Origin of the sequence: Hydrogenophaga sp. SNF1, from assembly GCF_034421675.1 — a bacterium.
Lineage (GTDB): Bacteria > Pseudomonadota > Gammaproteobacteria > Burkholderiales > Burkholderiaceae_C > Hydrogenophaga > Hydrogenophaga borbori.
On record NZ_CP139793.1, the window covers coordinates 2,029,034 to 2,054,391 of the forward strand.

The following is a 25,358-nucleotide window of genomic DNA, read 5'->3' on the forward strand; positions in this document are numbered from 1 at the left end:
ATCGAAGGTATGTAAATGTGCATCCCTGTGCTAGCTTCGACGGATGGTGGCGGCCCTTGGGCGCCCATTCGCGCAAATCAACTGGAGGCCTTCGCATGACGAGCCCGACTTCACACGATGCCCAACGCGTCAGCCGCGAGGCCGAGATCTACGACAACGACGAGCTGGAGCGCGACCGCCTGGAGGCGGTCATGGCCTATACGCAGATGGGCCCCGCGCGGCGCCGCCGCGACGAGCTGATCCGCGCCGTGCACACGCGCCACACCGACACCCGCGTGCTGGAAGTCGGCAGCCAGGCCTGGGAGGCCCACTACCTCAAGTGGAACCTCAAGCCCACGCAGCTCACGTGCATCAACATCTCCGACCGTGAACTCGACAAAGGCCGCCAGGTGGCCCAGGCCAAGGGCCTGCCGGTGGAGTTCAAGCTGATGGACGCGCACGAGCTGCAATTCCCCGACGCCACCTTTGATCTGGTGTTCGGCACGGCCATCCTGCACCACCTGGAATTCGAGCGCGCGGTCAAGGAGATCGCGCGCGTGACCAAGCCGGGCGGCGAGATCCTGTTCGTCGAACCTTTGCTGCTCAACCCGGTGGCGCGCCTGGTGCGCGCCCTCACGCCCAAGGCGCGCACGCCCGACGAGAAGCCGCTGGCGCGCGAGGAACTCGACATCCTGGACCGCTACTTCGCGCCCAAGCACCTGTACACCGACCTGTTCGCCTTTCCCGCCGCGGTGCTGTCCAAGGCGGTGCGCGCGCAGCCCAGCAACTGGATGGTGAACGCGGCCGACCGCGTCGACGCCGCCATCGCCTCGTCCATGCCCTCGCTCGGCGCCTACTACCGCACGGTCACCGTGCACGGCACGCGCCGCGTGTGAGCCCGGCGCGTTCCACCGCCCGCCCGATGGTCGCCGGCTACCGCCCGATCGATCACCCGGAACTGCGTCCGGTGCCGGCGCGGCGTTCGTCCGATCGGCCCCTGTTGCTCGTGGTGGTGGACACCGAGGAAGAGTTCGACTGGACCCAGCCCTTCAACCGCGACGCCGTGGCGACGGAGTCGATCCCCGCGCAGGACCATGCCCACGCGGTGTTCGACAAGTACGGCATCGTGCCGACCTACGTGCTGGACTATGCGGTGGCCCGCTCGGCGCCGGCGGCGAGCTACCTGCGGCGGCTGGTCGACGCGGGCCGCGCCCACTTCGGCACGCACTGCCATCCCTGGGTGACGCCGCCGTACGACGACGAGGTCAACGCCTACAACTCCTTTCACGGCAACCTGCCGCCCGAGCTGGAAGCCGCCAAGCTGGAGGCCAGCACGGAGGCCGTGGCCCAGGCCTTCGGGCAGCGGCCGCTCATCTTCAAGGCCGGACGCTATGGCGTCGGCGCGGCCACCATGGGCGTGATCCGGCGCCTGGGCTACCGCATCGATTGCAGCTTCGTGCCGGCCACCAGCTTCGAGCGCGTGCACGGGCCCAACTTTCTGGGCACGTCCATGCACCCCTTCTTCGCCGACGAGTCGCGCGATCTGCTGGAGGTGCCGCTGACCGTGGGCTACGGCGGGCGCGCCTGGTGGGCCGGCCAGCGCTTCGCCGCGCTCTGGGACAACCCCATGCTGCAGCAGCTGCGCGTGCAGTCGGTGCTGAGCCGCCTGGACGTGCTGTGGCGCGCCCGCCTGAGCCCCGAGGGGTTCGACGCGGACACACAGATCCGATTGATGGAGGCGCTGTACGCGCAGGGCGTGCGGGTGTTCAGCCTGACCTACCACTCACCCTCGCTGGCACCGGGCAACACGCCTTATGTGCGCAACGAGCACGACCTGCAGGAGTTCCTGCGCCGCATCGACCGCGTCTGCGCGCACTTTCGCGACCGGCTCGGCGGCCAGTTTTCCACGCTGCTGGACCTGTGGCGCGATGTGGCCGCCACACCGGCGACCGCCCCGAGCGAGCGCGCGGCGGTTTGAACCGCCAGCTGCTCAGCGCGGCACGATGGCGTAGGACGGGTCGCTGCTGAAGCCGCGCGCACCCGACTCCAGCTGGGGCGTGAACGCCCTCCAGCGCGCATAGGCGGTGGCGGCGTTGTTGGCTCCGGCGTTGCTGGCGGCGGCGAGCATGCCGCGCGCCACGGCCGCGTAGCCGCCGGCCCAGTCGGGATAGGCGGGATCGCCGGCCGCGGCAGAGCCTTCGCAGGCGGCCGAACCGTAGTTGGCGCGGTAGAAGTCGGCCCAGTTGTTGATGTAGCTGCCGCCGCTCATGGTTTGCAGCCAGTAGCCCGCGGCGCGGCTGGTGCAGAAACCGGCCGACTGGGTGCTGGCCAGGAAGCGGTCGATCTGCATGCGGCCCACGCTGTTGAGCACGGCGCTGGCGTTCGGCACGTTGTTCTCGGCCAGCCAGCTCATCACGGTGGCGAAGAAGTCCGACTCGTACGACGGCGTCTGGTTGTTGTTGTACTGCGAGATCAGCGCGCCCATGGGCGAGAACAGCGGGCCCGATTTGCCCGGGCCGTAGGTGGCCAGCGCCCAAGCCATGTTGTTCGACAGCATGGTGTCGAAGTAGCCGTTCATGGCGTGCGAGTCCGGGGCGGCGAAAGCGGCCTCCGCGATCGAGCGGATGCCCCAGGCCTGGCCGCGCACCTGTTCGGGCATCAGCAGGCCCTTGTCGCGCTCGCGGTAGATGGGGTCGTTGGCGGCGATGTTCCAGGCGGCCCAGAACATCATTTCGTCGAGGTAGAAGGCGTCGCCGGTGACCAGGTAGGGGATGTACGAGTACGACCCCTGGTGCGCGATGTCCGGCGTCCAGGCGCTGGAGCCATTGCCCGCGGGCACCGAGGGACTGGAGGCGCCGTAGCGCAGTGCGATGCCGGGGTACTTGACGACGCTGATGGGCTGGTCGGTGGACTCGTCGCGGTAGTGCACGGGGGCGCTGGCGGCGGCGTCGGCGTTGGCCAGCATGGAGGCGCGGGCGCGGTCGTCCTGCGTGATGAGGTAGAGCGCCGTCCAGCGCGGCAGCGGCGCGATCTCGTCGCGGCCACCGGTACCGGGCATGTTGGTGGTCAGCATGGCCGTGCCCATGGGCCCGGTGTTGCTGCTCGACAGCGAGCGCGCCTCGTCCAGCAGCACGCTGTCGGGAATGTTTAGGCCCAGGTTGTAGTTCCAGGTGGCGCGGCTGGCCAGGAAGTAGGGCATGTGGTGGCGCAGGCGGACGTTCGGCGCGGCGCCGCCGCTCCACACCACCTTGTGCCAGCGCGCATGGTGCGTGTGTGTGAACGAGGGCTGCGACAGCAGCGTCTGGCCGTTGGCCGTGACGGTCAGCGAGTAGCTCAGGTTGGTGGGGTTGGCCTTGAGCGCCCAGTTGTTCTCCATCACCACGTCGGTGCGGATGCGGCTGCCACCGTTGTACAGGCGGGTGTGCAGGCGCGCCACCAGGTGCGGGTGGGCCGCGCCGGTGGCCTGGTTGATCATGGGGGCCACGACGTTGAACTCGCTGGCCACCGGGCCGTGCAGGCGCCGGCCGGCGCCCGAGGCGATGAGTTGCCGCAGCTGCTGCTGAGGGTTGGCCACCAGGGTGGTGCCGTCGGACAGGCGCGCCGTGACCTGCAGGTTCCAGGCCGGATCGGCCGGTAGCGAGACGGCGGGATTGCTCTTGGCGGCGGGGTAGAGGTTGATCAGGCGCGCGGTATTGGCCGGCAGGCTGGGCAAGGTGGCGCTGAGCACGGCGAAACGCACGGAGCCGTTGGCGTGGGTGGACACCTCGTCCATCTGCACGGGCACGGTGTTGCCGGCGCTGTCCTGGGCGCTGAGGCCCTGGCTGGTGGAGAGGTCGCCGCTGCGGAAAGGCTGGCCGAAGGTGATGGGCAGGTTGGTCTGGGCGCTGCCGGACGTCACCTCCACGCAGGTGATGGCGCCCGCGGCGCAGGCCAGACCCGCTGCGCCAGCCGAGGGAGCGGGTGGCGGCGGCGGGGGCGGCGGGAAGCCGGGCGGCGGCGCGGGCGGCTGCGACGCGCCGGGAGGCGACACTGCGCCGGGTGTCTGGGCCGGTGCGTCGCTGACCAGCCCGCCGCTGCCACCGCCGCCACCACAGGCGGCCACCAGACAGGTGGCGGCAAAGAGCGTCGCGAGCATGGTTCCGCGCTGTTGAACCTCGAAAAAGTAGGTGTTCATGGATGACAGGTCAAACAATCTCTGCGCCGGGCCACGCGGCACCGACAGAAGGTCACCGAGGTTCTTGGAAGCGGGAAGGACGGGCGCCGCGTGAACGCCTGGAGGGAATTTGGCGGCGCGTGGATTTTTTCACGAATTCGTGACGCCAAGGATTCAGAATGTGAGTTCCGCCGAAATCGAAACCATCTGAAAAGGCCCGGGCTTTGTCTCGGTGGCCTGCAGGGTCTGCGGGCCCTGGCGGGGCAGATACCGTGGTTTCGGATTGATACATTTGGGTCTTCATGACCGTTCGAGCCCTGAAGACGCTGGCGGCCGCCGCCCTTGCCCTGAGCACCGCCGCCGCGGCCTTGATCGGGGCATCGGCCCACCCGGTCCTGCCGCTGGGCCTGGGCGCAGGGGTACTGCTGGCGATGGCGCTGACGGCCTGGCGCCCATTGCTGGGCGCGTGGCTGCTGCCGGCGCTGCTGCCCTGGGCCAGCCAGGCCGTGCACACCGGCTGGCTCATGTTCGACGAGTTCGACCTGATGGTGCTGGCCGTGGCGGCCGGCGGCTGGGGCGCCTGGGCGCTGCAGGCCTGGCGGCACCGCGACGGCGGGCCGGCGCTGGACCGGCGCTCGCTCGCGCTGTCGGCCGCCTTGCTGGTGGTGGCGGCCTGGGGTGCGGGCCGCGCCCTGGGCGATGGCGGGGCCTGGCCGTCCTGGGCCTTGTTCCCCTTCGCCGACTACGCGTCGCCGGCCAACGCCTGGCGGTCGAGCAAGTCGCTGGTCTGGGCGGCGCTGCTGTTGCCGCTGTGGAGCAGCGGCAATGGCGAATCGCGGCAGCGCTGGCGCCTGGCCTGGTGGCGCGGCTGCCTCACGGGCCTGGCCACGGTCTGCGCTCTGGTGCTGCTGGAGCGCGTGCTGTACGCCGGCCTGTTCGACCTGTGGTCGGGCTACCGCACCACCGCCTGGTTCTGGGAAATGCACGTGGGCGGCGGTGCCATCGACGCCTACCTCGCCCTGAGCCTGCCGCTGGCCGCCTGGTGGTGGTTGCGCGCGCGCGGCCCATGGGCCTGGTGGGCGGCGGCCGCGCTGTTCGTGCTGGGCTGCCATGTGGTGCTGACGACCCAGTCGCGCGGCCTGTACGGCGCGGCGCTGATCGGCACGCTGCTGGCCGCCGCCTTGCACCGGCTGATGCCACTGGGGGCATCCGACGGCGACCGGGCGCCGCCGCGCCTGGGCAATGCCGTGGTGGTGTCGCTGGTGCTGGCCCAACTGGTCTGGGTGCTGCTCGGGACCACCGCCATCGCGCAGCGGCTGGCGCGCTCGGGCCAGGACTTCAGCGATCGCTTCGGCCATTGGCGGGCCGTGGCCTCGGCGGCCGATGGCATGGCGGACGTGGCCCTGGGCATCGGCGCCGGCCGCCTGCCGGCGCGCTGGGCCGAGCGCCCCGACGGGGGATGCCGGGCCGCGTGCAGTGGCCGACGGCCGACGGCGCGACGCGCCTGCGGCTGCACGGCCCCGATCGTGCGGGCCTGGACGGCGTGCGCTTCGCGGTGGTGCAGCGCCTGCGCGGCTTCGAGGCCGGCACCTACCGCGCGCGACTGGTCTACGAGGCGCGCCCCGGGCTGCGGCTGCTGGTCAGTGCCTGCGAACGCCACCTGATCTACGACCGCCGCTGCCAGTGGCGCTTCATCCGCCACGCGGACGACGCCGCCGGCGAGACCGGCCGGGTGGTGCGCGAGGTGGATCTGTTCGGCGATTCGCTGGCCCCCGACGCGCCGCTGGCGGGCTGGCGTGAAGGCTTTTTCAGCCTGTCGGTGCTGAACCCCGGCGTGGCGGTGACGGTCGAGCGCCTCGAGCTGTTCGATCCCCAGGGCCGCCAGCGCTTGCTCAACACCGGCTTCGAGCAGGGGGCCGCCCGCTGGCTGCCCGCCGCCCAGGGGCATTTCGAACCCTGGCACGCGGACAACCTGTACCTGGAGGTGCTGGTCGAGCGCGGCGCCGTCGTGCTGGTGGCGCTGCTGGCCTGGCTGGTCGGCACGGCGCAGGCTGCCTGGCGCGGGGTGCGGGAACGCGAGCCATTGGCCGGCGCCTGGCTGGCCGGCGTGGTCGCCATCGCGGCGCTCGGTCTGCTCATCAGCGTGACCGAAGTGCCCCGGGTGGCCTGGTGCTGGTGGGTCACCCTGGGCCTTGGCTTGGCATTCGGGCGAAATACTTCACACAAAAGCAGGATGTAAGCGATTGTGTTGACATGGTGTGGCCACTATCCTCGGACGAATGGGCAGGATGCGGTAGGGAGTACCCACATGACACCGATCTGCCGTGCCCGGAGAACCGCGCGTGATCAGGATCTTCAACCACTATTTCGACCGACACACCCTCATCCAGCTGTTGCTTGACGTCACGCTGGTCGCCGGCGTTTTCGTCGGCGCGCTGATCGCACTCTCCAAGCCCGAAGACCTCACCAGCGCCCAGATCGGCCGCGGCGCGGCGCGCGGCCTGCTGATGGGCATCGGCTTCCTGGCGATCAACGCCGCCCTGGGCTTCTACGACCGCCGCACCATCCTGTCCACCCGGCAAGCGCTGGCGCGTTCGCTGGTGTCGTTCAGCCTGACCACGGCCCTGGTGGTGGCGGTGTTGCTGCTGCTGCCGCTGCAGGCCTTCTACGGCCGCACCTGGTCGGTGGTGCTGATCATGATGGTCACCGCCGTGCTGCTGCTGTACCAGGTGCTGGTGGGGGAATTCCTGCCGAAGGCCATTCCCAGGCGCCGGGTGCTGGTGTTCGGCACCGGCGCGCGCGCGCTGGCCGTGGGCCGTGCGCTGGAATTGCCCGGGGCCAACGCCGAACTCTGCGGCTACCTGGCCGGCCCCAATGAACAGGAGCAGCAGGTGCCCGCCGGCAAGGTGATCACCACCCAGCAGGCCTTGACGGATCTGGTGCAGAGCCGGCGCATCGACGAGATCGTCGTGGCCATCACCGAGCGGCGCGGCGGCAGCATGCCCATGCGGGCATTGCTCGACTGCAAGCTGGGCGGCGTGCGCGTCACCGACATCGCCGCCTTCTATGAGCAGAACCTCGGCCAGATCCGGCTGGAGGCCGTGTCTGCCGGCTGGCTCATCTTCGGCGACGGTTTCAACCAGGGGGTGGTGCGTACCACCATCAAGCGCCTCTTCGACATCCTGGGCGCGTCGGTGCTGATCCTGATCTCGCTGCCGATCATGGCGATCGCGGCGCTGGCCATCAAGCTGGAGAGCCCTGGCCCCATCCTGTACCGCCAGGAACGCATCGGCCTGAACAACCGCCCCTTCAACGTGGTGAAGTTCCGCAGCATGCGCACCGACGCCGAGAAGGACGGCGTGCCGCGCTGGGCCACCGCCGGCGACAGCCGCGTCACCCGCGTGGGCAAGGTCATCCGCAAACTGCGCGTGGACGAACTGCCTCAGCTCTTTTCGGTGCTGAACGGAGACATGAGCCTGGTGGGGCCGCGCCCGGAGCGGGGCTTCTTTGTTGACAAGCTGATCCAGGAAATCCCGTTCTACGCGGTGCGCCACAGCGTTAAGCCGGGGGTGACGGGCTGGGCCCAGGTGCGGTACCAGTACGGCTCGACCGTGGAAGACACCGCCGAGAAGCTCCAATACGACCTGTATTACGTGAAAAACCACTCACTTTTTCTTGATCTGGTGGTGCTGTTCGAGACGGTGGGGGTAGTGTTAACAGGTAAGGGCGCGCAATGAGGCTGCCGGCCGTCCAGACGATTACTTTTTGCTACAGATCGATCTACAATACCCCGTATACGTGCGGCCAAACTCGCGGGGTTTTGGCTGTCAGGCCGAAGGAGTTTTTCCATGTCCGATGTGAACCAATCTGAAGACGGCGCCGTGCGGGAAGCCGGGGCCCAAAAGTCCGGGGTCTCGCGTCGCCATTTGGTTCGGGCCGGCCTCAGCGCCGCGCCCGTGCTGGCCGCGCTCAAGAGCAACACCGTGCTCGCTGGCGGCGACCACACCTGCATCAAGCCCTCTACCTTCTCCTCGCTGCGCGCGGCGCAGATGAAGGTGAGCGCTCGGCGCGAGATCAAGACCGACTACGAGTGCCAGTCGCACGGTTACTGGAAGAACCGCGACAACGGCCTGCCGCGCGACTACAAGACCACCACCCGGTTCCTGTCCACGGAAACGGGCTTCACCCAGAACCCGGCCGGCGTCTTCACCGGCAAGAGCCTGCAGCAGGTGCTGGAGTCCGGCGGAAACCAGGGCAATACCGCGCTGGCCCGCCACGTTGTCGCCGCCTTCCTCACGGCCAAGGCCTACCAGAACGACCCGTCGCGCGTGATGCTCACCCAGGCGCAGTGCCGCGCCATCTGGAACGGCCAAGGTGTCTGGCAGCCCTTCGCGGGCACCACCTGGACGCTGAGCCAGACCATGGCCTATTTCGACCTGGTCTACGGTCCTTCGTTTCTGTGACCCTGGCACCAGGCGATCCGTTCGCCTGGGTCTGTCGGCGCACGCAGGCGCTGTACCTGCGGCGATGGCCCGATGGCGGCGTGGTCTACGACGCCGCGGACGGCAGCCTCAGTGCCATTTCGCCCGTGGCGGCCGAGCTCATCGAGCGGCTGCTGGATGGGCGGCCCGCCGACGCCGAATCCCTGGCGCGGCATCTGCTGCAAGCCCCCCCTGAAGCCGAGGACGTCGAGGGCGTGCGCCAGCACCTCGCGCAGTTCGAGCACATGGGTTTCATCGAACGGGTGTCTGCGTGAGGGCGGTCCGCGGACGCGTCGCCGACCTGACGCCCACGGAGCTGTCGGCCCGGCTCAACAACGGCGGTCTGGTGCTGTCGGTGCCGCCGTTCACCGTGCGTGTGCGAAGCCCCATTCCCATCGTGCGCGAAGGCATCGAGCGGCTGTACGCGCTGCATGAGCACGCGGGCGACGAAGACGTGTTTTGCGACTTCCACGTGAGCATCCTGCCCAGTCTGGGCTGGACCAGCCTTCGCTGCGAACTCGACGTCGACGGCCAGCGGCCGTTCACGCCGTTGGCGCGCGGCGAGGCCTTCGCCTTCTTCGAGTGGGGCTTGAACTGGTGCGTGACCAGCCACTGCCACCACTGGCTCACGGTGCACGCCGCCGTGCTGGAGCGCGACGGCCGCGCGGTGCTGCTGCCGGCGCCACCTGGCTCGGGAAAAAGCACGCTGTGCGCCTGGCTCATGCACCGGGGCTGGCGCTTGATGTCCGATGAGCTCGCGCTGATCGATCCGGCGAGCGGGCAGCTCAGCGCCTCGCCGCGGCCCGTGAGCCTGAAGAACGAATCCATTCCCTTGATGCGCAAGCGCATGCCGGACGCGGTGATCGGCCCATTGGCGCACGACACGCTCAAGGGCGTGGTGGCGCACCTGCGGGTGAACGAGGCCAGCCTGCGCCAGGCGGCGCTGCCGGCCCTGCCGCGCTGGATCGTGTTTCCGCGTTTCGAGAAGGGCGCGCCCCTGAGCGCCGTGCCGCGCCCGAAGCCGCAGACGCTGGTGGAGCTGGCGTCGAACAGCTTTAACCACCACGTGCACGGCCCGCGCGGTTTCGAGCGCATGGCCGACATCGTTGACGGCTGCGACGCTTTCGATCTGCGCTACAGCGAGCTCGACGACGCGGCGGCGTGGTTCGATTCCCTGGCGAGGGCCGCATGAGCGCCGCCGACCTGTGCCCGCATCGCTCGGCACCGCGGTATGCGGCACGGAGGGTCGCCCCGTGACATTGCCCGCGCTCGACCTGCTGATGCTGCCGCTGCGCGAGCCCGAGCGCCTGGGCTCGCTCACGCCGGGCCAGTGGGACCTGCTGGTGCGCCAAGGCCGCCGCGCCGATCTCCTGGCCCGCATGGCCGAGCGCATCGACGCCGCCGGCCGCTGGGCGGACGTGCCGCCTGAGGTGGCGCGCCACCTGTGGTCCATGCAACTGCTGGCGCGGCGCCAGCACGAGGAACTGCGGCACGAGACGCAGCAACTGCTGCGCGTGTTCGGGCAGGCCGGTCTGCCGCTGGTGTTGCTCAAAGGCGCGGCCTACGTGCTGCAGGGCTTGCGCGTGGGCGAGGGGCGCATGGTGTCGGACATCGACATCCTGGTGCCGCGCGAGCGCCTGGCCGAAGTGGAGTCGGCGCTGATGCTCAGCGGCTGGGTCAGCACCAACACCAATGCCTACGACCAGCGCTACTACCGCACCTGGATGCACGAGCTGCCACCCATGCGCCACCTGCGCCGGGGCACGGTGCTGGATGTGCACCACGCCTTGGTGCCGCTGTCGGGCCGGCTGCGGGCCGATCCTTCGGCCATGCTGGGCGACATCCGCCCCATCCCCGGCCACCCGGGCGTGCACGCGCTGGCACCCGTGGACATGGTGTTGCACAGCGCCGCGCACCTCTATGCCGAAGGCGAACTGGAGCTGGGTTGCCGCGGCCTGCTGGACATCGAGCTGCTGGTGGGCGAGTTCGGGCAAGACCCCGCGTTCTGGCCCGCGCTCACCGCGCGCGCCACGGCGCTGCACTGGGAGCGTCCGCTGGCACAGGCCCTGGTTTATCTGGACGAGCTGCTGCGCACCCCGCTGCCGCCCGAGGCGCGCGACTGGGCCGCGCGGGCGCACCGCCGCTGGGCACCGGGCTGGCGCGGCCGCCTGCTCGACGCCATGTACCGGCGCGCGCTGCGCCCCGACCACCACTCCCTGTCGGACCACTGGACCGCGCTGGCCCGCGCCGGCCTGTATGTGCGCGGCCATTGGCTGCGCATGCCGCCCTGGCTGCTGGCCGGACACCTGGCCCGCAAGTCGCTGATGGCGCTGCGGGCGCCGCGTGGCGCCACGGAGAACTGACATGGACAGGCGGCACTGCCTGGGTTTGATTGGTGCCCTGCCGCTGTGGGGGATGCCCGGCGCCGCGCGGGCCGCGCTGGCCGATACCGTGGCGCGCATGAAGCCTTCGGTGGTGTTGGTGGGCACCTGGCGCGAGACCGACAGCCCGCGCTTCCAGCTGCGTGGCAGCGGCTTCCTGGCCGGCCGGCCCTCTCAGGTGGTGACCTGCGCACACGTGCTGCCCACCCAGGAGGACGGCGCGCCGCCCGCGCAGCTGGTGGCGCAGGTGTGGCAGCGCGACGGCGGCTGGTCGCTGCGCCAGGCCCGCGTGCTGGACACCGAGCGCCACGGCGACATCGCCTTGCTGGGCATCGACGGTCCGCCCGGGCCGCTGGCGGCACTGGGCGATTCGGCGTCGGTGCGCGAGGGCGACGACCTGGCCTTCATGGGCTTTCCCATCGGCAACGTGCTGGGCTACGCGCACGTGGTGCACCGGGCCATGGTGTCCAGCATCGCGACCTCGGTGCCGCCGAGCCCGGACGCCGATCGCCTGCGTGGTCCGGCGATCCGTGGCGCGCGCGAAGGCGCCTTCGATATCTTCCAGCTCGACGCCGTGGCCTACCCGGGCAACAGCGGGGGGCCGCTGTTCCGCCCGGACACGGGAGAGGTCGTGGGCATGATGAACATGGTGCTGATCAAGGGCACGCGCGAGTCGGCGCTGAGCCAACCCTCGGGTATCGCCTACGCCATCCCTTCGGCGCGTGTTCGCGAACTGATGAGGACCCAGCGATGACGGCCGAGCGCGTCGATGCGGTGGTGGTGGGAGCGGGCGTGGTCGGCCTGGCCGTGGCGCGCGCGCTGGCGCAGGCCGGCCGCGAGGTGCTGGTGCTGGAACGCGAGGCGGCCATCGGCACCGGCACCAGTTCGCGCAACAGCGAGGTCATCCACGCGGGCATTTACTACCCCGCAGGCTCGCTCAAGGCCCGGCTGTGCGTGCAGGGCAAGCGGGCGCTGTACGCCTACGCGGCCGAGCGCGGCATCGCGCACCGGCGCTGCGGCAAGTTGATCGTGGCGAACACGCCCTCGCAGCTGGCGGGACTGCCGGGCATCGTGGCGGGCGCGGTGGCCAACGGCGTGGACGACCTGGAGATGCTCTCGCGCGACGCGGCGCGTGAACGGGAGCCTGCGCTGGAGTGCCTGGGCGCGGTGCTCTCGCCGTCCACCGGCATCGTCGACAGCCATGCGCTGATGCTTTCGCTGCAGGGCGACCTGGAGGCCGACGGCGGCATGGTGGTCTGCCACAGCGGTGTGCGCGAGATCGAACGCCAGGGCGACGCCTGGCTGATCGTGTCCGAGGACGGCACGCCGCTGCTGGCGCGCACCCTGGTCAACAGCGCCGGCCTGCACGCCTGCGAGCTGGCCGGCCGCATCGCCGCGCTGCCCGCCGGCAGCGTGCCGACGCCGCGCTACGCCAAGGGCAGCTACTTCACGCTTGCCGGCCGTTCGCCGTTCCAGCGGCTCATCTATCCCGCGCCCGAGCCCGACCAGCACTTGGCCGGCCTGGGCGTGCACCTCACGGTGGACCTGGGCGGGCAGGCCAAATTCGGGCCTGACGTGCAGTGGGTGGACCGCGCCGACGACCTGGTGGTCGACCCCGCCCGCGGCGAGGGCTTCTACGCCGCCGTGCGACGCTACTGGCCGGCGCTGCCCGACGGCGCACTGCAGCCGGGCTACGCCGGCCTGCGGCCCAAGATCAGTGGCCCCGGCGAGCCCGCGGCCGACTTTCTGATCCAGGGCCCCGCGCAGCACGGGCTGCCGGGGCTGGTCAACCTCTTCGGCATCGAATCGCCGGGGCTGACCAGCTGCCTGGCCATCGGCGAGCGGGTGCGCGAGATGCTGGCCGGCTGAGCGGGTGCAGCTTCAGCGCTTGAGCGCCGCGATCGCCTTGGCCGATTCGTAGACCAGCGCCGGGCCCTGGTAGATCAGGCCGGTGTAGATCTGCACCAGGTCCGCGCCCGCCTCGATCTTGCTCAGCGCGTCGCGCGCGCTCAGCACGCCGCCCACGCCGATGATGGGAAACGAGGCCCCCAGGGCCGTTCGCAGGGCGCGGATCACGCGGTTGCTGGCCTCCAGCACCGGCGCGCCCGACAGGCCGCCGGCTTCTTCGGCGTGGCGCAGGCCCTTCACGGCCTCGCGCGACAGCGTGGTGTTGGTGGCGATCACCCCCAGCTCGCCGCTGGCCTGGCCGTCGGCGCGGCAGCCGTGGCGGCGCAGGGTCTCGGCAATGACGCCGATCTGAGCCTCGTCCAGGTCGGGCGCGATCTTCACGAACACCGGGATGCGGCGCTGGTGCCGCTGCGCCAGCTGTTCGCGCCGCTCCATCACCGCGCCCAAGAGCGCGTCCAGCGCAGCGTCGCTCTGCAGGCTGCGCAGGTTCTGCGTATTTGGGCTGGAGATGTTGACGGTGACGTAGTCGGCGTGTGGGTAGACGCCGTCCAGGCAGGTGAGGTAGTCCTCGGTGGCGCGCTCGATCGGCGTGCTGGCGTTCTTGCCGATGTTCAGACCCAGCCGCATGGGCGTGGCGCCGCCGTCGCGGCGAAAGCGCGCGCGCTGCACGTTGGCCAGGAAGGCGTCAAGGCCGTCGTTGTTGAAGCCCAGCCGGTTGATCAGGGCCTGGCGCTCGGGAAGGCGGAACATGCGCGGCTTGGGGTTGCCGGGCTGGCCCTTGGGCGTGACCGTGCCCACCTCCACGAAGCCGAAGCCCATGGCGGCCAGGCCGTCGATGCAGCGCGCGTTCTTGTCCAGGCCCGCCGCCAGGCCCACGCGGTTGGGAAACTGCAGGCCGGCGAGCGTGAAGGGGTCGCTCACGCGCGGCTGGCTGTACAGGCAGGTGAGCGGCGAGTGCTGCACGCGGGCGATGGCGCCCAGCGTCAGTTCGTGGGCGGCCTCGGGGTCCAGGCCGAACAGGAAGGGGCGCGCCGCGCCGTAGGGAAAGAGTGACATCGGATAATCCGCGGTTTTTCGACCAACCCCGGATTCTCGCAAATGACCCAGGACGAACTCAAAACGCTGGTGGGCCAGGCCGCCCTGCACTACGTGACGCCCGGCGAGGTGGTCGGCGTGGGCACGGGCTCCACGGTGAACAAGTTCATCGAGGCCCTGGCCAGCATGAAGGACCGCGTGCCCGGCGCGGTGTCCAGCTCCGAGGCCTCCACCGCCCGGCTCAAGGCCATCGGCATCCCGGTGCTCGAGGCCAATGAGGTGGGCGAGCTCTCGGTCTACATCGACGGCGCCGACGAGATCGACCCGCGCGGCCACATGGTCAAGGGCGGCGGCGCCGCGCTGACGCGCGAGAAAATCGTGGCGGCCCAGTCGCGCCGCTTCGTCTGCATCGCCGACGAGTCCAAGCTGGTGCAGACCCTGGGCGCGTTTCCCCTGCCGGTGGAGGTGATCCCCATGGCCACGGCGCGCCTGGTGCGCCAGTTCGCGGCCCTGGGCGGCCAGGCCCGGGTGCGCCTGAAGGACGGCCAAGCCCTGGTGACCGACAACGGCCAGCACATCCTGGACGTGACCGGCCTGCGCATCACCGACCCGCTCGCCTTCGAGAGCGAGGTCAATCAGTGGCCGGGGGTGGTGACGGTGGGCGTGTTCGCCCACCAGAAAGCCGCCGTGTGCCTGCTGGGCACGCCGGCGGGGGTGAAGACCCTGAACTTCTGAGCGCGGCTCAGAAGCGGATGCCGGCCGGGTTGGTGACCGGCGGCTGCACCGGGGTCTCGGCGGGCGCGGGCTGAGGGGCGGCGGTGCCGTCGGCGGACGCTTCGCCCGCTGGGGTGGGCGAACCCGGCGCCGGCGTGGCGGCCACCAGCGGCGCAGGTGCCGGGCGGCGGTAGTTGGACGGCAGGGCCGACTGCTTGGGGTAACCCGCCGCATCGAGGTACTGCGTCCACTCGGTTTCGAGGTAGCCGCGCAGCTTCTGGCCGCCGATGGTCAGCAAGGGGAGGGTGGCGTCGCTGTTGAGGCGGCGCAAGGCCTGCACATCGTCGGCGGTGTTCACCGTCTTTTCGGTGTACGGAACGCCGCGCGAGTTGAGCAGGTTGCGGCCGGTGTTGCAGGGCGCGCAGCTGTCGCCGGTGTAAAGCACCACGGGATAGCGCGAGGCGATCTGGCGCAGCTCGTACGGCAACTGGCCCCCCCCGCCGGCCGAGGTGGCCGGGGCGCTGCCGCTGGCGCCCGGCTGAGGGCGCGCCGAGGCGCTGGGGGCGGCTGGTCGGAGAAGGTGACGCGGCCGTCCGGGCCGACGATGCGGTGGACCCCCTGGGCCATGGCCGGCAGCGCGGCCAGCAGGGCCAGGGCGGTGGTGACACGGGCGGCGGCGGAGCGCTTCTTCATCTTCGTCCCTCGGTTCTTTGGGCTGGTCGGCGGCCGGCGCGCGGGTTCAAACCATGCCTTGGTGCCGCAGCAGGGCGTCGATCGATGGCTCGCGGCCGCGGAAGGCCTTGAACGATTCCATCGCAGGGCGGCTGCCGCCGGCCTCCAGAATCGACTGACGGTAGCGCCGGCCCGTCGCAACGTCCAGGGTGCTGCGACCCTGTTGCGCCGCGGCCTCCTCGAAGGCGGCGTAGGCGTCGGCGCTCAGCACCTCGGCCCACTTGTAGCTGTAATAGCCGGCCGCGTAGCCGCCCGCGAAGATGTGGCTGAAGGTGTGCGGCGTGCGGCTGTAGGCGGGCGGCTGCAGCACCGCCACGTCGTCGCGGACGCGGTTGAGCAGGGTGAGGATGGCCGCACCGTCCGCTGGCGGTGGGGTTTCGCTGTGCAGCAGCATGTCGAACAGGGCGAACTCCACCTGGCGCAGGGTCTGCAGGCCGCTTTGGAAGTTCTTGGCGGCCAGCATCTTGTCGAACAGGGCGCGCGGCAGCGGCTGACCGCTGTCCACATGGGCGGTCATGTGCTTGAGCACGTCCCACTCCCAGCAGAAGTTCTCCATGAACTGGCTGGGCAGTTCCACGGCGTCCCACTCCACGCCGCTGATGCCCGAGACGTCGCGCTCGTTCACCTGGGTGAGCATGTGGTGCAGGCCGTGGCCGAACTCATGGAAGAGCGTGATGGCGTCGTCGTGCGTGAGCAGCGCCGGCTTGCCGCCCACGCCCTCGGCGAAGTTGCAGACCAGGTGGGCCACGGGCGTCTGCAGGGCGCGCGAATCGGGGCGCAGCCAGCGGGCGCGCACGTCGTCCATCCAGGCGCCGCCGCGCTTGCCGGTGCGCGCGCCAGGGTCCAGGTAGAACTGGCCCACGAGCTGGCCACCGCGCTCGATGCGGTAGAACTCCACGCCCGGGTGCCAGACCGGCGCGCTGTCGCGGCGGATGGCCACCTCGAACAGCGTCTCGACGATCTGGAACAGGCCGGCGAGCACCTTGGGGGCCGTGAAGTAGGGTTTGACTTCCTGTTCGCTGAAGGCGTAGCGCGCCTCCTTGAGCTTTTCACCGATGTAGGGCCAGTCCCAGGCCTGGGGGTCGGCGATGCCCAGGTGATCGGCCGCGAAGGCGCGCAGGTCGGCCAGGTCTTGTTCCGCGAAGGGGCGGGCCTTCGTCGCCAGGTCGCGCAGGAAAGCGCTCACCTGCTCGGGCGACTCGGCCATCTTGGGCACCAGCGAGACGTCGGCGAAGTGGCGGTGGCCGAGCAGGCGCGCTTCTTCGTGGCGCAGGGCCAGCAGCTCGACCATGAGGGCGGTGTTGTCGAAGCGCGCGAGCTCGGCCGGGGCCTGATCGCTGGCGCGGGTGACGTAGGCGCGGTAGAGCTTTTCGCGCAGCGCGCCCGAGCGGGCGAACTGCATCACCGGCAGGTAGACCGGCATCTTCAGGCTGAGCTTGTGGTCCGTGCGGCCTTCGGCGCGCGCCGCGGCGGCGGTGGCCTGGACCACGTCCTCGGGCACGCCGGCCAGTTCATCGGTGTCCACGTACAGCGCGAAGGCGTCGGTGGCGTCCAGCGCGTTCTCGCTGAATTTCTGCGCCAGTTCGGCCGCGCGTTCCTGGATGGCAGCGAAGCGGTCCTTGGCGGCGCCCTGCAGCTCGGCGCCGCCCAGCACGAAGCCGCGCAGCGCGTTGTGGTGGGCTTGGGCCTGCTCGGCCGTGAGCGAGGCCGGGTCCATGGACTTGTATTTGGCGTAGAGCCGCTCGTCGGCGCCCAGGCGGGTCCAGAACTCGGTGACCTTGGGCAGGGCCGCGTTGTAGGCGGCGCGCAGCGCCGGGGTGTCGGCCACGCTGTTGAGGTGGCTCACCGCCCCCCAGGCCCGCGACAGGCGCTCGGTCGCCACGTCCAGGGTGCCGGCCATGGCGGCCCAGTCGGCGGGAAAGCCGGCGGCCGTCACCGCCTCCAGCGCGGCGCTGGCCTGGTTCAGCAGCTCATCGACGGCCGGGCCCACGGTGTCGGGGGTGATGGCGTCGAAGCGCGGCAGGCCGCTGAAATCGAGCAGGGGGTTGAGCTGGGCGGGGTCTTGGCGGACGTTCATGGCGGCTCAGATGGGTGGCGGCGGGCGGGAGTTCAAGCCATCGGCGCGAGCGGGCGCTCAGCCGGCGGTCTTCTTGACACTCTTTTTGCGGACTTTGGCGCGCTTGACCTGGCCGCCGGGCGTGATGCGCTGGTTGCCCAGCACCTTCACGACCTTGACCTCGGGTTTCTGGCCGGGGCGCTTGCCGAACTTGAGCACCTTCACCTCGCGCGGACCGGGTTTGCGGTCTTCGTCGGCGGGGCGGGCTTTTTCGGGCAGGGGGCGCCAGAGCACCAGCAGCTTGCCGATGTGCTGGATCGGCGCGGCGTCGAGGGCCTCGGACAGCTCGGCCAGCATGGCCTCGCGCGCGGCGCGGTCGTCGTTGAGCACGCGGATCTTGATGAGGCCGTGCGCCTTGAGCGCGGCATCGGCTTCCTTGCGCACGGCGGGGGTAAGACCGTCGTTGCCGATGTGGACCACGGGGTCGAGGTGGTGGGCCTCGGCGCGGTGGACCTTGCGTTGGGCGGGCGTGAGGGTGATGGAGGGCATGGGAGAATTATCGTTTACCACCCCCGAGCACGCATGGGCATCAAGGTCCGCACCCAGAGCAAGAAGGTCAACAAGGCCTGGCTCAACGAGCACGTGAACGATCCTTACGTGCGCCTGGCCCAGAAAGAGGGCTATCGCGCCCGGGCCGCCTACAAGCTCAAGGAAATCGACGAAACCCTGGGCCTCGTGAAGCCCGGCATGGCCGTGGTCGACCTCGGCAGCGCCCCGGGCGCCTGGAGCCAGTACCTGCGCCGCCGCCTCAGCCCGCAGGGGGCGGCGCTCGGCCAGCTCAACGGCACCATCGTCGCCCTCGACCTGCTGCCCATGGAACCGGTGGAGGACGTGCTCTTCATCCAGGGCGACTTCCGCGAGGCCGAGGTGCTGGCGCAGCTGGAGGCCGCGCTGGCCGAGCGCGGCCTGGCCCAGCTCGACCTGGTGGTGTCGGACATGGCGCCCAACCTGTCGGGCGTGGCCGACGCCGATGCCGCCCGCATCGAGCACCTGATCGAGTTGGCCGTGGATTTCGCCCGGGCCCACCTCAAGCGCGAGGGCGCGCTGGTGGTCAAACTCTTCCACGGCGGGGCCTATGACCCCATGCTGGCCCTGTTCCGGCAGAACTTTCGGGTTGTCAAGGCGATCAAGCCCAAGGCCAGCCGCGACAAATCCGCCGAAACCTTCCTCGTTGGGCTGGGTCTGAAGGGCTGAACCGCCCGTTCGTCCGATGAGTGGGCGGTGCGGCAGGGGCCAAGCCAAGACGCCCATTGACATTTCCACGTCACCGACGAACGGCAGGGGGACTTGAAAGTCCTAGAATGCCTTGCATATGCGTGCAAATGCGCGCGTGCGCACCCAGGAGCAGCAGTTGAACAACCAGTGGTTCTCGAAAATCGCCGTGTGGATGGTCATCGCCATGGTGCTCTTCACGGTCTTCAAGCAGTTCGACGGCCGTTCGACCGCAGGCGCGGGGTACATCGGGTACTCCGAGTTCCTTGACCAGGTCAAGGCCCGCCAGATCAAGAGCGCCACCATCCAGGAAGGCCAGGGCGGCACCGAAATCGTGGCCGTCACCCAGGACGACCGGCGCGTGCGCACCACCGCCACCTACCTCGACCGGGGCCTGGTCGGCGATCTCATCAACTACGACGTCAAGTTCGACGTGCGCCCGCGCGAAGAAGGCTCGCTGCTGATGACCCTGCTGGTGAGTTGGGGCCCCATGTTGCTGCTGATCGGCGTCTGGATCTACTTCATGCGGCAGATGCAGGGCGGGGGCAAGGGCGGTGCCTTCAGCTTCGGCAAGAGCAAGGCGCGCATGCTCGACGAGAACAACAACACCGTGACCTTCGCCGACGTCGCGGGCTGCGACGAGGCCAAGGAAGAGGTGAAGGAGGTCGTCGATTTCTTGAAGGACCCGCAGAAGTTCCAGAAGCTGGGTGGACGCATCCCGCGTGGCCTGCTGCTCGTGGGGCCGCCGGGCACCGGCAAGACCCTGCTGGCCAAGTCCATCGCGGGTGAGGCCAAGGTGCCGTTCTTCAGCATCTCGGGCTCCGACTTCGTGGAGATGTTCGTTGGCGTGGGCGCGGCCCGCGTGCGCGACATGTTCGAGAACGCCAAGAAGAACGCCCCCTGCATCATCTTCATCGACGAGATCGACGCGGTCGGCCGCCAGCGCGGCGCCGGCCTGGGCGGGGGCAACGACGAGCGCGAGCAGACCCTCAACCAGATGCTGGTCGAGATGGACGGCTTCGAGACCAACCTGGGCGTGATCGTGGTGGCCGCCACCAACCGCCCCGACATCCTTGACGCCGCGCTGCTGCGCCCGGGCCGCTTCGACCGCCAGGTCTACGTGACGCTGCCCGACATCCGCGGCCGCGAGCAGATCCTCAACGTGCACATGCGCAAGATTCCGCTGGGTACCGACGTGAACGCCGCCATCATCGCGCGCGGCACGCCGGGCATGAGCGGCGCCGACCTGGCCAACCTCTGCAACGAGGCCGCGCTGATGGCCGCCCGCCGCAACGCGCGCACGGTGGAGATGCAGGACTTCGAGAAGGCCAAGGACAAGATCCTCATGGGCCCCGAGCGCAAGAGCATGGTCATGCCCGAGGAAGAGCGCCGCAACACGGCCTACCACGAGGCCGGCCATGCGCTCATCGGCAAGCTGCTGCCCAAGTGCGACCCGGTGCACAAGGTCACCATCATCCCGCGAGGGCGCGCGCTGGGCGTGACCATGAGCCTGCCCGAGAAAGACCGCTACAGCTACGACCGCGAGTACATGCTCAACCAGATCAGCATGCTGTTTGGCGGCCGCATCGCGGAAGAGGTGTTCATGAACCAGATGACCACCGGCGCCAGCAACGACTTCGAGCGCGCCACGCACATCGCGCGCGACATGGTGATGCGCTACGGCATGACCGACGCCCTGGGTCCGATGGTTTACGCCGAGAACGAGGGCGAGGTCTTCCTGGGCCGCTCGGTCACCAAGACGACCAACATCTCCGAGCAGACCATGCAGAAGGTCGACTCCGAGGTGCGCCGCATCATCGACGAGCAGTACGCCGAGGCGCGCCGCCTGATCGAGGAGCACGCCGACAAGATGCACGCCATGGCCAAGGCCCTGCTCGAATGGGAGACCATCGACGGCGAGCAGCTTGATGACATCATGGCCGGCAAGCCGCCGCGTCCGCCCAAGGACTGGACGCCGCGCAACCCCGTGGGTGGCGGCGGCAACGGTGGTGGCTCGTCCACCGTGACGCCCGACCCGGCGCCCAACGCGGCCTGATCGCCAAGACACCCACACCACCCGAACGGGGCCCTCGCCGGCCCCGTTTTCTTTTCCCGCCCACGTGCCCGCCATGCGCTGGACCACCGCCCGCTTCGATATCGACCTCACCGAGCCCCGCGTGATGGGCATCGTCAACGTCACGCCCGACTCCTTCTCCGACGGCGGTCAGCACGCCAGCGCGCGCGCGGCCATCGTGCATGCCGAGCGGCTGGTGGCCGAGGGCGCGCACCTGCTGGACATCGGTGGGGAGTCCACCCGCCCGGGCAGCCAGCCCGTGCCGCTGGAGGAGGAACTGGCGCGCGTGCTGCCCGTGCTGCGCGAGGCCTTGCGCCTGAACGTGCCCCTGTCCGTGGACACGAACAAGCCGGAGGTGATGCGCGCCGTGCTGGACCTCGGCGCCGACATCGTCAACGACATCTGGGCCCTGCGCCAGGGCGATGCGCTCGGGGTGGTGGCTGCCCATCCGCGCGCGGGCGTGTGCCTGATGCACATGCACCGCGATCCCTCGACCATGCAGGTGGCGCCGCTGGAGGGCGACGTGCTGCCCGTGGTGCGCGGCTTCCTGCGCGAGCGCGCCCAGGCCTTGCGCGAGCGCGGCGTGGCGCGCGAGCATCGTGCTCGATCCCGGCATCGGTTTCGGCAAGACGGTGGCGCAGAACTTCAGCCTGCTCGCGCGCCAGGCCGAGCTGCTGGACGAGGGTATCCACTGCTGGCGGGCTGGTCGCGCAAGTCCTCGCTGGGCGCGGTCACGGGCGTGCAGAGCCCCGCCGAGCGCGTGCACGCGAGCGTGGCCGCTGCGGTGCTGGCGGTCGACCGTGGTGCGCGTGTGCTGCGCGTGCACGACGTGCGCGCCACGGTCGAGGCCCTCACGGTGTGGCAGGCCTCACGCTGAGGGCGGCCGTTCGCCCCGGGGGATCGCGATAATCAAAAGGTCACACAAAACAAGCCATTCCCAGGAGAACAAGACATGGCCCGGCAGTACTTTGGCACCGACGGCATCCGCGGCACCGTCGGTCAAGCCCCGATCACCCCCGATTTCGTGCTGCGCCTGGCGCACGCGGTGGGCCGGGTGCTCAAGCGCACCGAGACCCACCCCACGGTGCTGATCGGCAAGGACACGCGCATTTCCGGCTACATGCTCGAGGCCGCGCTCGAGTCGGGCTTCAACTCGGCGGGCGTGGACGTGGTGCTGCTGGGGCCGGTGCCCACGCCGGCGGTGGCCTATCTCACGCGCGCGCAGCGCGCCAGCCTGGGCGTGGTCATTTCGGCCAGCCACAACCCCTTCGCGGACAACGGCATCAAGTTCTTCAGCGCGCAGGGCACCAAGCTGCCCGACCAGTGGGAGCTCGATGTCGAGGCCGCGCTGGACGAGCCCCCGGTCTGGGTGCCGGCGGCCGGACTGGGCAAGTCGCGCCGGCTCGACGACGCCGCAGGCCGCTACATCGAGTTCTGCAAGAGCACCTGCCCGCAGAACCTGAGCCTCAAGGGCCTGAAGATCGTGGTCGACGCGGCGCACGGCGCGGCGTACCACATCGCGCCCGCCGTGTTCCACGAGCTGGGGGCCGAGGTGGTCAAGATCGGCTGCTCACCCGACGGCCTGAACATCAACGTCGGGGTGGGTGCCACCCACCCCGAGGCCTTGCTGGCGGCGGTGCGCGAGCACGGTGCGGACTACGGCATCGCGCTCGACGGCGACGCCGATCGCCTGCAGATGGCCGACCGCCACGGCCGGCTCTACAACGGCGACGAGCTGCTCTACCTGATGGTGGCCGACCGCCTGGCGCGCGACGAAGACGTGCCCGGCGTGGTGGGCACGCTCATGACCAACATGGCGGTGGAGGTGGCGCTCAAGGCGCGCGGCGTGCGCTTCGTGCGCGCCAAGGTGGGCGATCGTTACGTGCTCGAAGAGCTGGAGCGCCATGGCTGGATCCTCGGCGGCGAGGGTTCGGGCCACCTGCTGGTGCTCGACCGCCACTCCACGGGCGATGGCCTGGTCTCGGCCCTGCAGGTGCTCTATGCCTGCGTGGGCAGCGGCAAGACGCTGGCGCAGCTGCTGACCGACGTGACCCTGTTTCCGCAGACGCTCATCAACGTGCGCCTGCAGCCCGGGCAGGACTGGAAGACCAATCAGCGCCTGGCCGACGCCACGCAGGCCGTGGAGGGCGAGCTCGGCGAGGCTGGCCGCGTGCTGATCCGTGCCAGTGGCACCGAGCCGCTGCTGCGCGTCATGGTGGAGGCGCGCGACGCCAGCGTGGCCAAGGCCAGCGCCGAACGCCTCGCCGAGGCCGCGAGGGCCGCCTGATGTCGGCCGCTTTCTCGGTGCGCCCCGCCGACTACGGCCGCCCCAGCGATGCGCGGGCCATCGTGGCCCTGCTCGACGCCTACGCCAGCGACCCGGCCGGTGGCGGCGAGCCCCTGAGCGACTTTGCCCGCTCGCGGCTGGTGCCCGAGCTCGCGAGCCGGCCCCAGGCCTTCAGCGTGCTCGCCTTCGATGGCGAGGCCGCCGTGGGCCTGGTCAACTGCATCGAGGGGTTTTCCACCTTCAAGTGCCTGCCGCTGGTGAACGTGCACGACGTGGCGGTGCTCGCCAGCCACCGCGGCCGCGGCATCGCCGAGGCCATGCTGGTCGAGGTGGAGCGCCTCGCGCGCGAGCGCGGCGCCTGCAAGCTCACGCTGGAGGTGCTATCGGGCAACGCGCCCGCCATGCGGCTGTACCAGCGCGTGGGCTTCGAGGGCTACCAGCTCGATCCCGCGATGGGGACCGCGCAGTTCCTGCAGAAGTGGCTGGACTGAGGCGCAGGCGCGCTCAGTAGAGCAGGAAGGGCCGGCGCGCCTCGGTCCACGCGGCCTCGTCGGCCCGTGCCGGCGCGTCCAGTGCCTCGGGTGGCGCGTCCACGTCGTCCACCCATTCGCGCAGCGCCGGGCCGCCGTTGATGAGATCGATGGCCAGGCGGTCGCGTTCGTATTCGTAGGGGAAGTCGCGCCACAGCGGGTAGTCGGGTCGCTGCAGGCGGATGGCGCGAAAGGCCAGGGCCTGCAGGCGCCAGGGCTGGAAGGCCGCGTGGCCATAGTGCGCGGGGTCTTCCACATGGATCTGCACGCCGGCGCACAGCTGGCCCGCGTGCTTGTGGAAGGTGGGCTCGAACCAGCACTCGCGCAGCACGCAGCCGCGCAGCCACTGCGGCGCCAGCTGGCGCATGTGGGCCAGCAGGCGCGTGGTGTCGATGTCGGGGGCGCCGAACAACTCCAGCGGGCGCGTGGTGCCCCGGCCTTCGCTGAGCGTGGTGCCTTCCAGCATGACCGTGCCCGCGTAGGCGCGCGCCATCGACAGGTTGGGCGCGTTCGGGCTGGGGTTGACCCAGCTGCGCTCGCCGATGGGCCAGCCAAAGCCCGGCGCCTCGTCCGGCCGCCACCCGTCCATGGCGATCACCCGGTACTCCAGCGACAGGCCCAGCGTGGCGATGAACCACTGGCCCAGCTCGCCCATGGTGAGGCCGTGCCGCATGGGCATGGGGCCGGCACCCACGAAGCTCTCCCAGCCCTCGCGCAGCGTGAGGCCTTCCACCGGGCGACCCGCCGGGTTGGGCCGGTCCAGCACCCACACCGCCTTGCCCCGGCGCGCGGCGGCCTCCAGCACGTAGCGCAGCGTGGTGATGAAGGTGTAGATGCGGCAGCCCAGGTCCTGCAGGTCGACGAGCAGCACGTCGAAGCTGTCCATCATGGCGTCGCTGGGGCGGCGCACCTCGCCGTACAGACTGAACACCGGGATGCCCCAGCGGGGGTCGGTGTAGTCGGGCGACTCGACCATGTTGTCCTGCTTGTCGCCGCGCAGCCCGTGCTGCGGGCCGAAGGCCGCGCTGAGCTGGAGGTCGGGCAGGGCGGCCAGGGCGTCCAGGCTGTGGGTGAGGTCGCGCGTGACGGAGGCCGGGTGGGCCAGCACGGCGACGCGCCGACCGGCCAGCGGCGCGCGCAGCGCGGGATCGTTCAGGAAACGTTCGATGCCGAATTGCATGGGCGGTGTGTTCAATCGGCGGGCAGGCGCAGCGTCCAGCCCGCGGGGTCGTGGAAATCGGGTAGGGGTCGGGGGTGGTGCAAGGCCCAGTGCGAGACCTGGCCGCGCTGGTCTTCGATCACGGTGCTCAGGCCCAGCTGCCAGGGCCCGGGCGGCAGTTGCCGGCGATCGAGCACGGCGACGAGTTCGACGCTCTCGGCCGTCTCGCGCCGCTCGATCAGGGGCGCGTTCGGCGGTCCCCTCAGCGCATCGCGCACGCGCGTGCGGCTGAAGGCGTAGTCGGCCCACTGTCCCGAGGGGGAGAAGTTGAACTCGCGGTAGGCGCCCTGGCCGGGCTGGCCGATGAAGGCCTCGAAGCAGGTGTGGCGCCACAGGCCGTCGGCCATGCCCCTGCCCTGAGGTTCGGGCCAGCGCACCGCGGCGGTGTCGCCGCGCACGCGGTAGTGCAGCACCAGTTCGCGCGGCTCGGCGCTCACCAGCACCGAGACCGACAGTTCGATGCGCGGCGATGCGGGGTGGGGGCTGAGGTGGAGGGCGGCGGACACGGGCGCCATTGTGTCAGCCCGCGCCCCGCAC

At 70.2% G+C, this 25,358-nt stretch carries 22 protein-coding genes and 1 pseudogene; 16 read left to right on the top strand and 7 right to left on the bottom strand.

Going from position 1 to position 25,358, the window contains the following annotated elements:
• Window positions 1–95: 95 nt before the first annotated feature.
• Both SOM08_RS09650 and SOM08_RS09655 read left to right on the top strand, forming a co-directional pair.
• On the top strand, window positions 96–875 hold the full coding sequence (locus tag SOM08_RS09650) for a class I SAM-dependent methyltransferase (RefSeq protein WP_070398011.1): 780 nt from the start codon (window positions 96–98) through the stop codon (window positions 873–875).
• A gap of 26 nt (window positions 876–901) precedes the next feature.
• Complete coding sequence (locus tag SOM08_RS09655; protein ID WP_116957758.1) at window positions 902–1,957, top strand: glycosyltransferase; 1,056 nt, start codon at window positions 902–904, stop codon at window positions 1,955–1,957.
• A gap of 12 nt (window positions 1,958–1,969) precedes the next feature.
• On the opposite strand, the gene SOM08_RS09660 is transcribed toward SOM08_RS09655, so the two are convergent.
• Window positions 1,970–4,153 carry a hypothetical protein gene (locus tag SOM08_RS09660; protein ID WP_322470582.1) on the bottom strand — a complete coding sequence of 728 codons (2,184 nt, stop codon included), beginning with the start codon at window positions 4,151–4,153 and terminating at the stop codon, window positions 1,970–1,972.
• 281 nt (window positions 4,154–4,434) lie between these two features.
• On the opposite strand from SOM08_RS09660, the gene SOM08_RS09665 reads away from it, so the two are divergent.
• From SOM08_RS09665 to SOM08_RS09700, 8 genes are all read left to right on the top strand, one after another.
• On the top strand, window positions 4,435–5,796 hold the full coding sequence (locus SOM08_RS09665) for a hypothetical protein (protein WP_322470583.1): 1,362 nt from the start codon (window positions 4,435–4,437) through the stop codon (window positions 5,794–5,796).
• Between the two features lie 678 nt (window positions 5,797–6,474).
• The gene (locus tag SOM08_RS09670; RefSeq protein ID WP_116957761.1) at window positions 6,475–7,869 is read left to right on the top strand and encodes a TIGR03013 family XrtA/PEP-CTERM system glycosyltransferase; all 1,395 of its coding nucleotides are present in this window, start codon (window positions 6,475–6,477) and stop codon (window positions 7,867–7,869) included.
• 111 nt (window positions 7,870–7,980) lie between these two features.
• On the top strand, window positions 7,981–8,595 hold the full coding sequence (locus SOM08_RS09675) for a hypothetical protein (protein ID WP_147326176.1): 615 nt from the start codon (window positions 7,981–7,983) through the stop codon (window positions 8,593–8,595).
• Window positions 8,592–8,888 (top strand): hypothetical protein, encoded by a 297-nt coding sequence (locus SOM08_RS09680; RefSeq protein WP_116957763.1) that lies wholly within the window; start codon window positions 8,592–8,594, stop codon window positions 8,886–8,888. The genes SOM08_RS09675 and SOM08_RS09680 overlap by 4 nt, the downstream gene beginning before the upstream one ends.
• Window positions 8,885–9,805: an HprK-related kinase A gene (locus tag SOM08_RS09685; protein ID WP_116957764.1), complete on the top strand. Its 921-nt coding sequence runs from the start codon at window positions 8,885–8,887 to the stop codon at window positions 9,803–9,805. Before SOM08_RS09680 ends, SOM08_RS09685 begins: the two co-directional genes overlap by 4 nt.
• Before the next feature lie 61 nt (window positions 9,806–9,866).
• Window positions 9,867–10,976 (top strand): nucleotidyltransferase family protein, encoded by a 1,110-nt coding sequence (locus SOM08_RS09690; RefSeq protein ID WP_147326177.1) that lies wholly within the window; start codon window positions 9,867–9,869, stop codon window positions 10,974–10,976.
• Between the two features lies 1 nt (window position 10,977).
• Window positions 10,978–11,748, top strand: a complete 771-nt coding sequence (locus SOM08_RS09695) for a S1 family peptidase (RefSeq protein WP_116957766.1) — start codon at window positions 10,978–10,980, stop codon at window positions 11,746–11,748.
• Complete coding sequence (locus SOM08_RS09700) at window positions 11,745–12,863, top strand: NAD(P)/FAD-dependent oxidoreductase (protein ID WP_322470584.1); 1,119 nt, start codon at window positions 11,745–11,747, stop codon at window positions 12,861–12,863. Before SOM08_RS09695 ends, SOM08_RS09700 begins: the two co-directional genes overlap by 4 nt.
• Window positions 12,864–12,875: 12 nt before the next feature.
• Here SOM08_RS09700 and SOM08_RS09705 read toward each other — a convergent pair whose 3' ends face one another.
• Entirely contained in the window at window positions 12,876–13,958 is a 1,083-nt protein-coding gene (locus SOM08_RS09705; RefSeq protein WP_116957768.1) for a quinone-dependent dihydroorotate dehydrogenase, read from the bottom strand.
• Between the two features lie 42 nt (window positions 13,959–14,000).
• Between SOM08_RS09705 and rpiA the strand changes: the two genes are divergently transcribed.
• Complete coding sequence (rpiA, locus tag SOM08_RS09710) at window positions 14,001–14,672, top strand: ribose-5-phosphate isomerase RpiA (RefSeq protein ID WP_116957769.1); 672 nt, start codon at window positions 14,001–14,003, stop codon at window positions 14,670–14,672.
• Between the two features lie 7 nt (window positions 14,673–14,679).
• Here the strand turns inward: rpiA and SOM08_RS09715 are convergent.
• The 3 genes and pseudogenes from SOM08_RS09715 to SOM08_RS09725 all read right to left on the bottom strand — a co-directional run bounded on the left by SOM08_RS09715 (window position 14,680) and on the right by SOM08_RS09725 (window position 17,988).
• A pseudogene (locus tag SOM08_RS09715) lies at window positions 14,680–15,344 on the bottom strand (DUF4124 domain-containing protein).
• A gap of 46 nt (window positions 15,345–15,390) precedes the next feature.
• Window positions 15,391–17,460 (bottom strand): M3 family metallopeptidase, encoded by a 2,070-nt coding sequence (locus tag SOM08_RS09720; RefSeq protein ID WP_116957771.1) that lies wholly within the window; start codon window positions 17,458–17,460, stop codon window positions 15,391–15,393.
• 57 nt (window positions 17,461–17,517) lie between these two features.
• Entirely contained in the window at window positions 17,518–17,988 is a 471-nt protein-coding gene (locus SOM08_RS09725) for a YhbY family RNA-binding protein (RefSeq protein ID WP_116957772.1), read from the bottom strand.
• Window positions 17,989–18,027: 39 nt separating this feature from the next.
• Here SOM08_RS09725 and SOM08_RS09730 point away from each other — a divergent pair, with 39 nt between their 5' ends.
• The 5 genes from SOM08_RS09730 to SOM08_RS09750 all read left to right on the top strand — a co-directional run bounded on the left by SOM08_RS09730 (window position 18,028) and on the right by SOM08_RS09750 (window position 23,563).
• A complete protein-coding gene (locus tag SOM08_RS09730) occupies window positions 18,028–18,693 on the top strand; it encodes an RlmE family RNA methyltransferase (RefSeq protein WP_116958002.1) in 666 nt (221 codons plus the stop codon).
• Window positions 18,694–18,850: 157 nt separating this feature from the next.
• Entirely contained in the window at window positions 18,851–20,767 is a 1,917-nt protein-coding gene (gene ftsH, locus SOM08_RS09735) for an ATP-dependent zinc metalloprotease FtsH (RefSeq protein WP_116958003.1), read from the top strand.
• Between the two features lie 73 nt (window positions 20,768–20,840).
• The gene (folP, locus tag SOM08_RS09740) at window positions 20,841–21,662 is read left to right on the top strand and encodes a dihydropteroate synthase (RefSeq protein WP_322470585.1); all 822 of its coding nucleotides are present in this window, start codon (window positions 20,841–20,843) and stop codon (window positions 21,660–21,662) included.
• 75 nt (window positions 21,663–21,737) lie between these two features.
• Window positions 21,738–23,072, top strand: a complete 1,335-nt coding sequence (glmM, locus tag SOM08_RS09745) for a phosphoglucosamine mutase (protein WP_322470586.1) — start codon at window positions 21,738–21,740, stop codon at window positions 23,070–23,072.
• Window positions 23,072–23,563 (top strand): GNAT family N-acetyltransferase, encoded by a 492-nt coding sequence (locus SOM08_RS09750; protein WP_322470587.1) that lies wholly within the window; start codon window positions 23,072–23,074, stop codon window positions 23,561–23,563. The genes glmM and SOM08_RS09750 overlap by 1 nt, the downstream gene beginning before the upstream one ends.
• A gap of 13 nt (window positions 23,564–23,576) precedes the next feature.
• Here SOM08_RS09750 and SOM08_RS09755 read toward each other — a convergent pair whose 3' ends face one another.
• On the bottom strand, window positions 23,577–24,782 hold the full coding sequence (locus tag SOM08_RS09755) for a DUF1343 domain-containing protein (protein WP_322470588.1): 1,206 nt from the start codon (window positions 24,780–24,782) through the stop codon (window positions 23,577–23,579).
• 11 nt (window positions 24,783–24,793) lie between these two features.
• Window positions 24,794–25,327, bottom strand: coding sequence for a DOMON-like domain-containing protein (locus tag SOM08_RS09760; protein ID WP_322470589.1), 534 nt, complete (start codon window positions 25,325–25,327; stop codon window positions 24,794–24,796).
• Window positions 25,328–25,358: the final 31 nt, after the last annotated feature.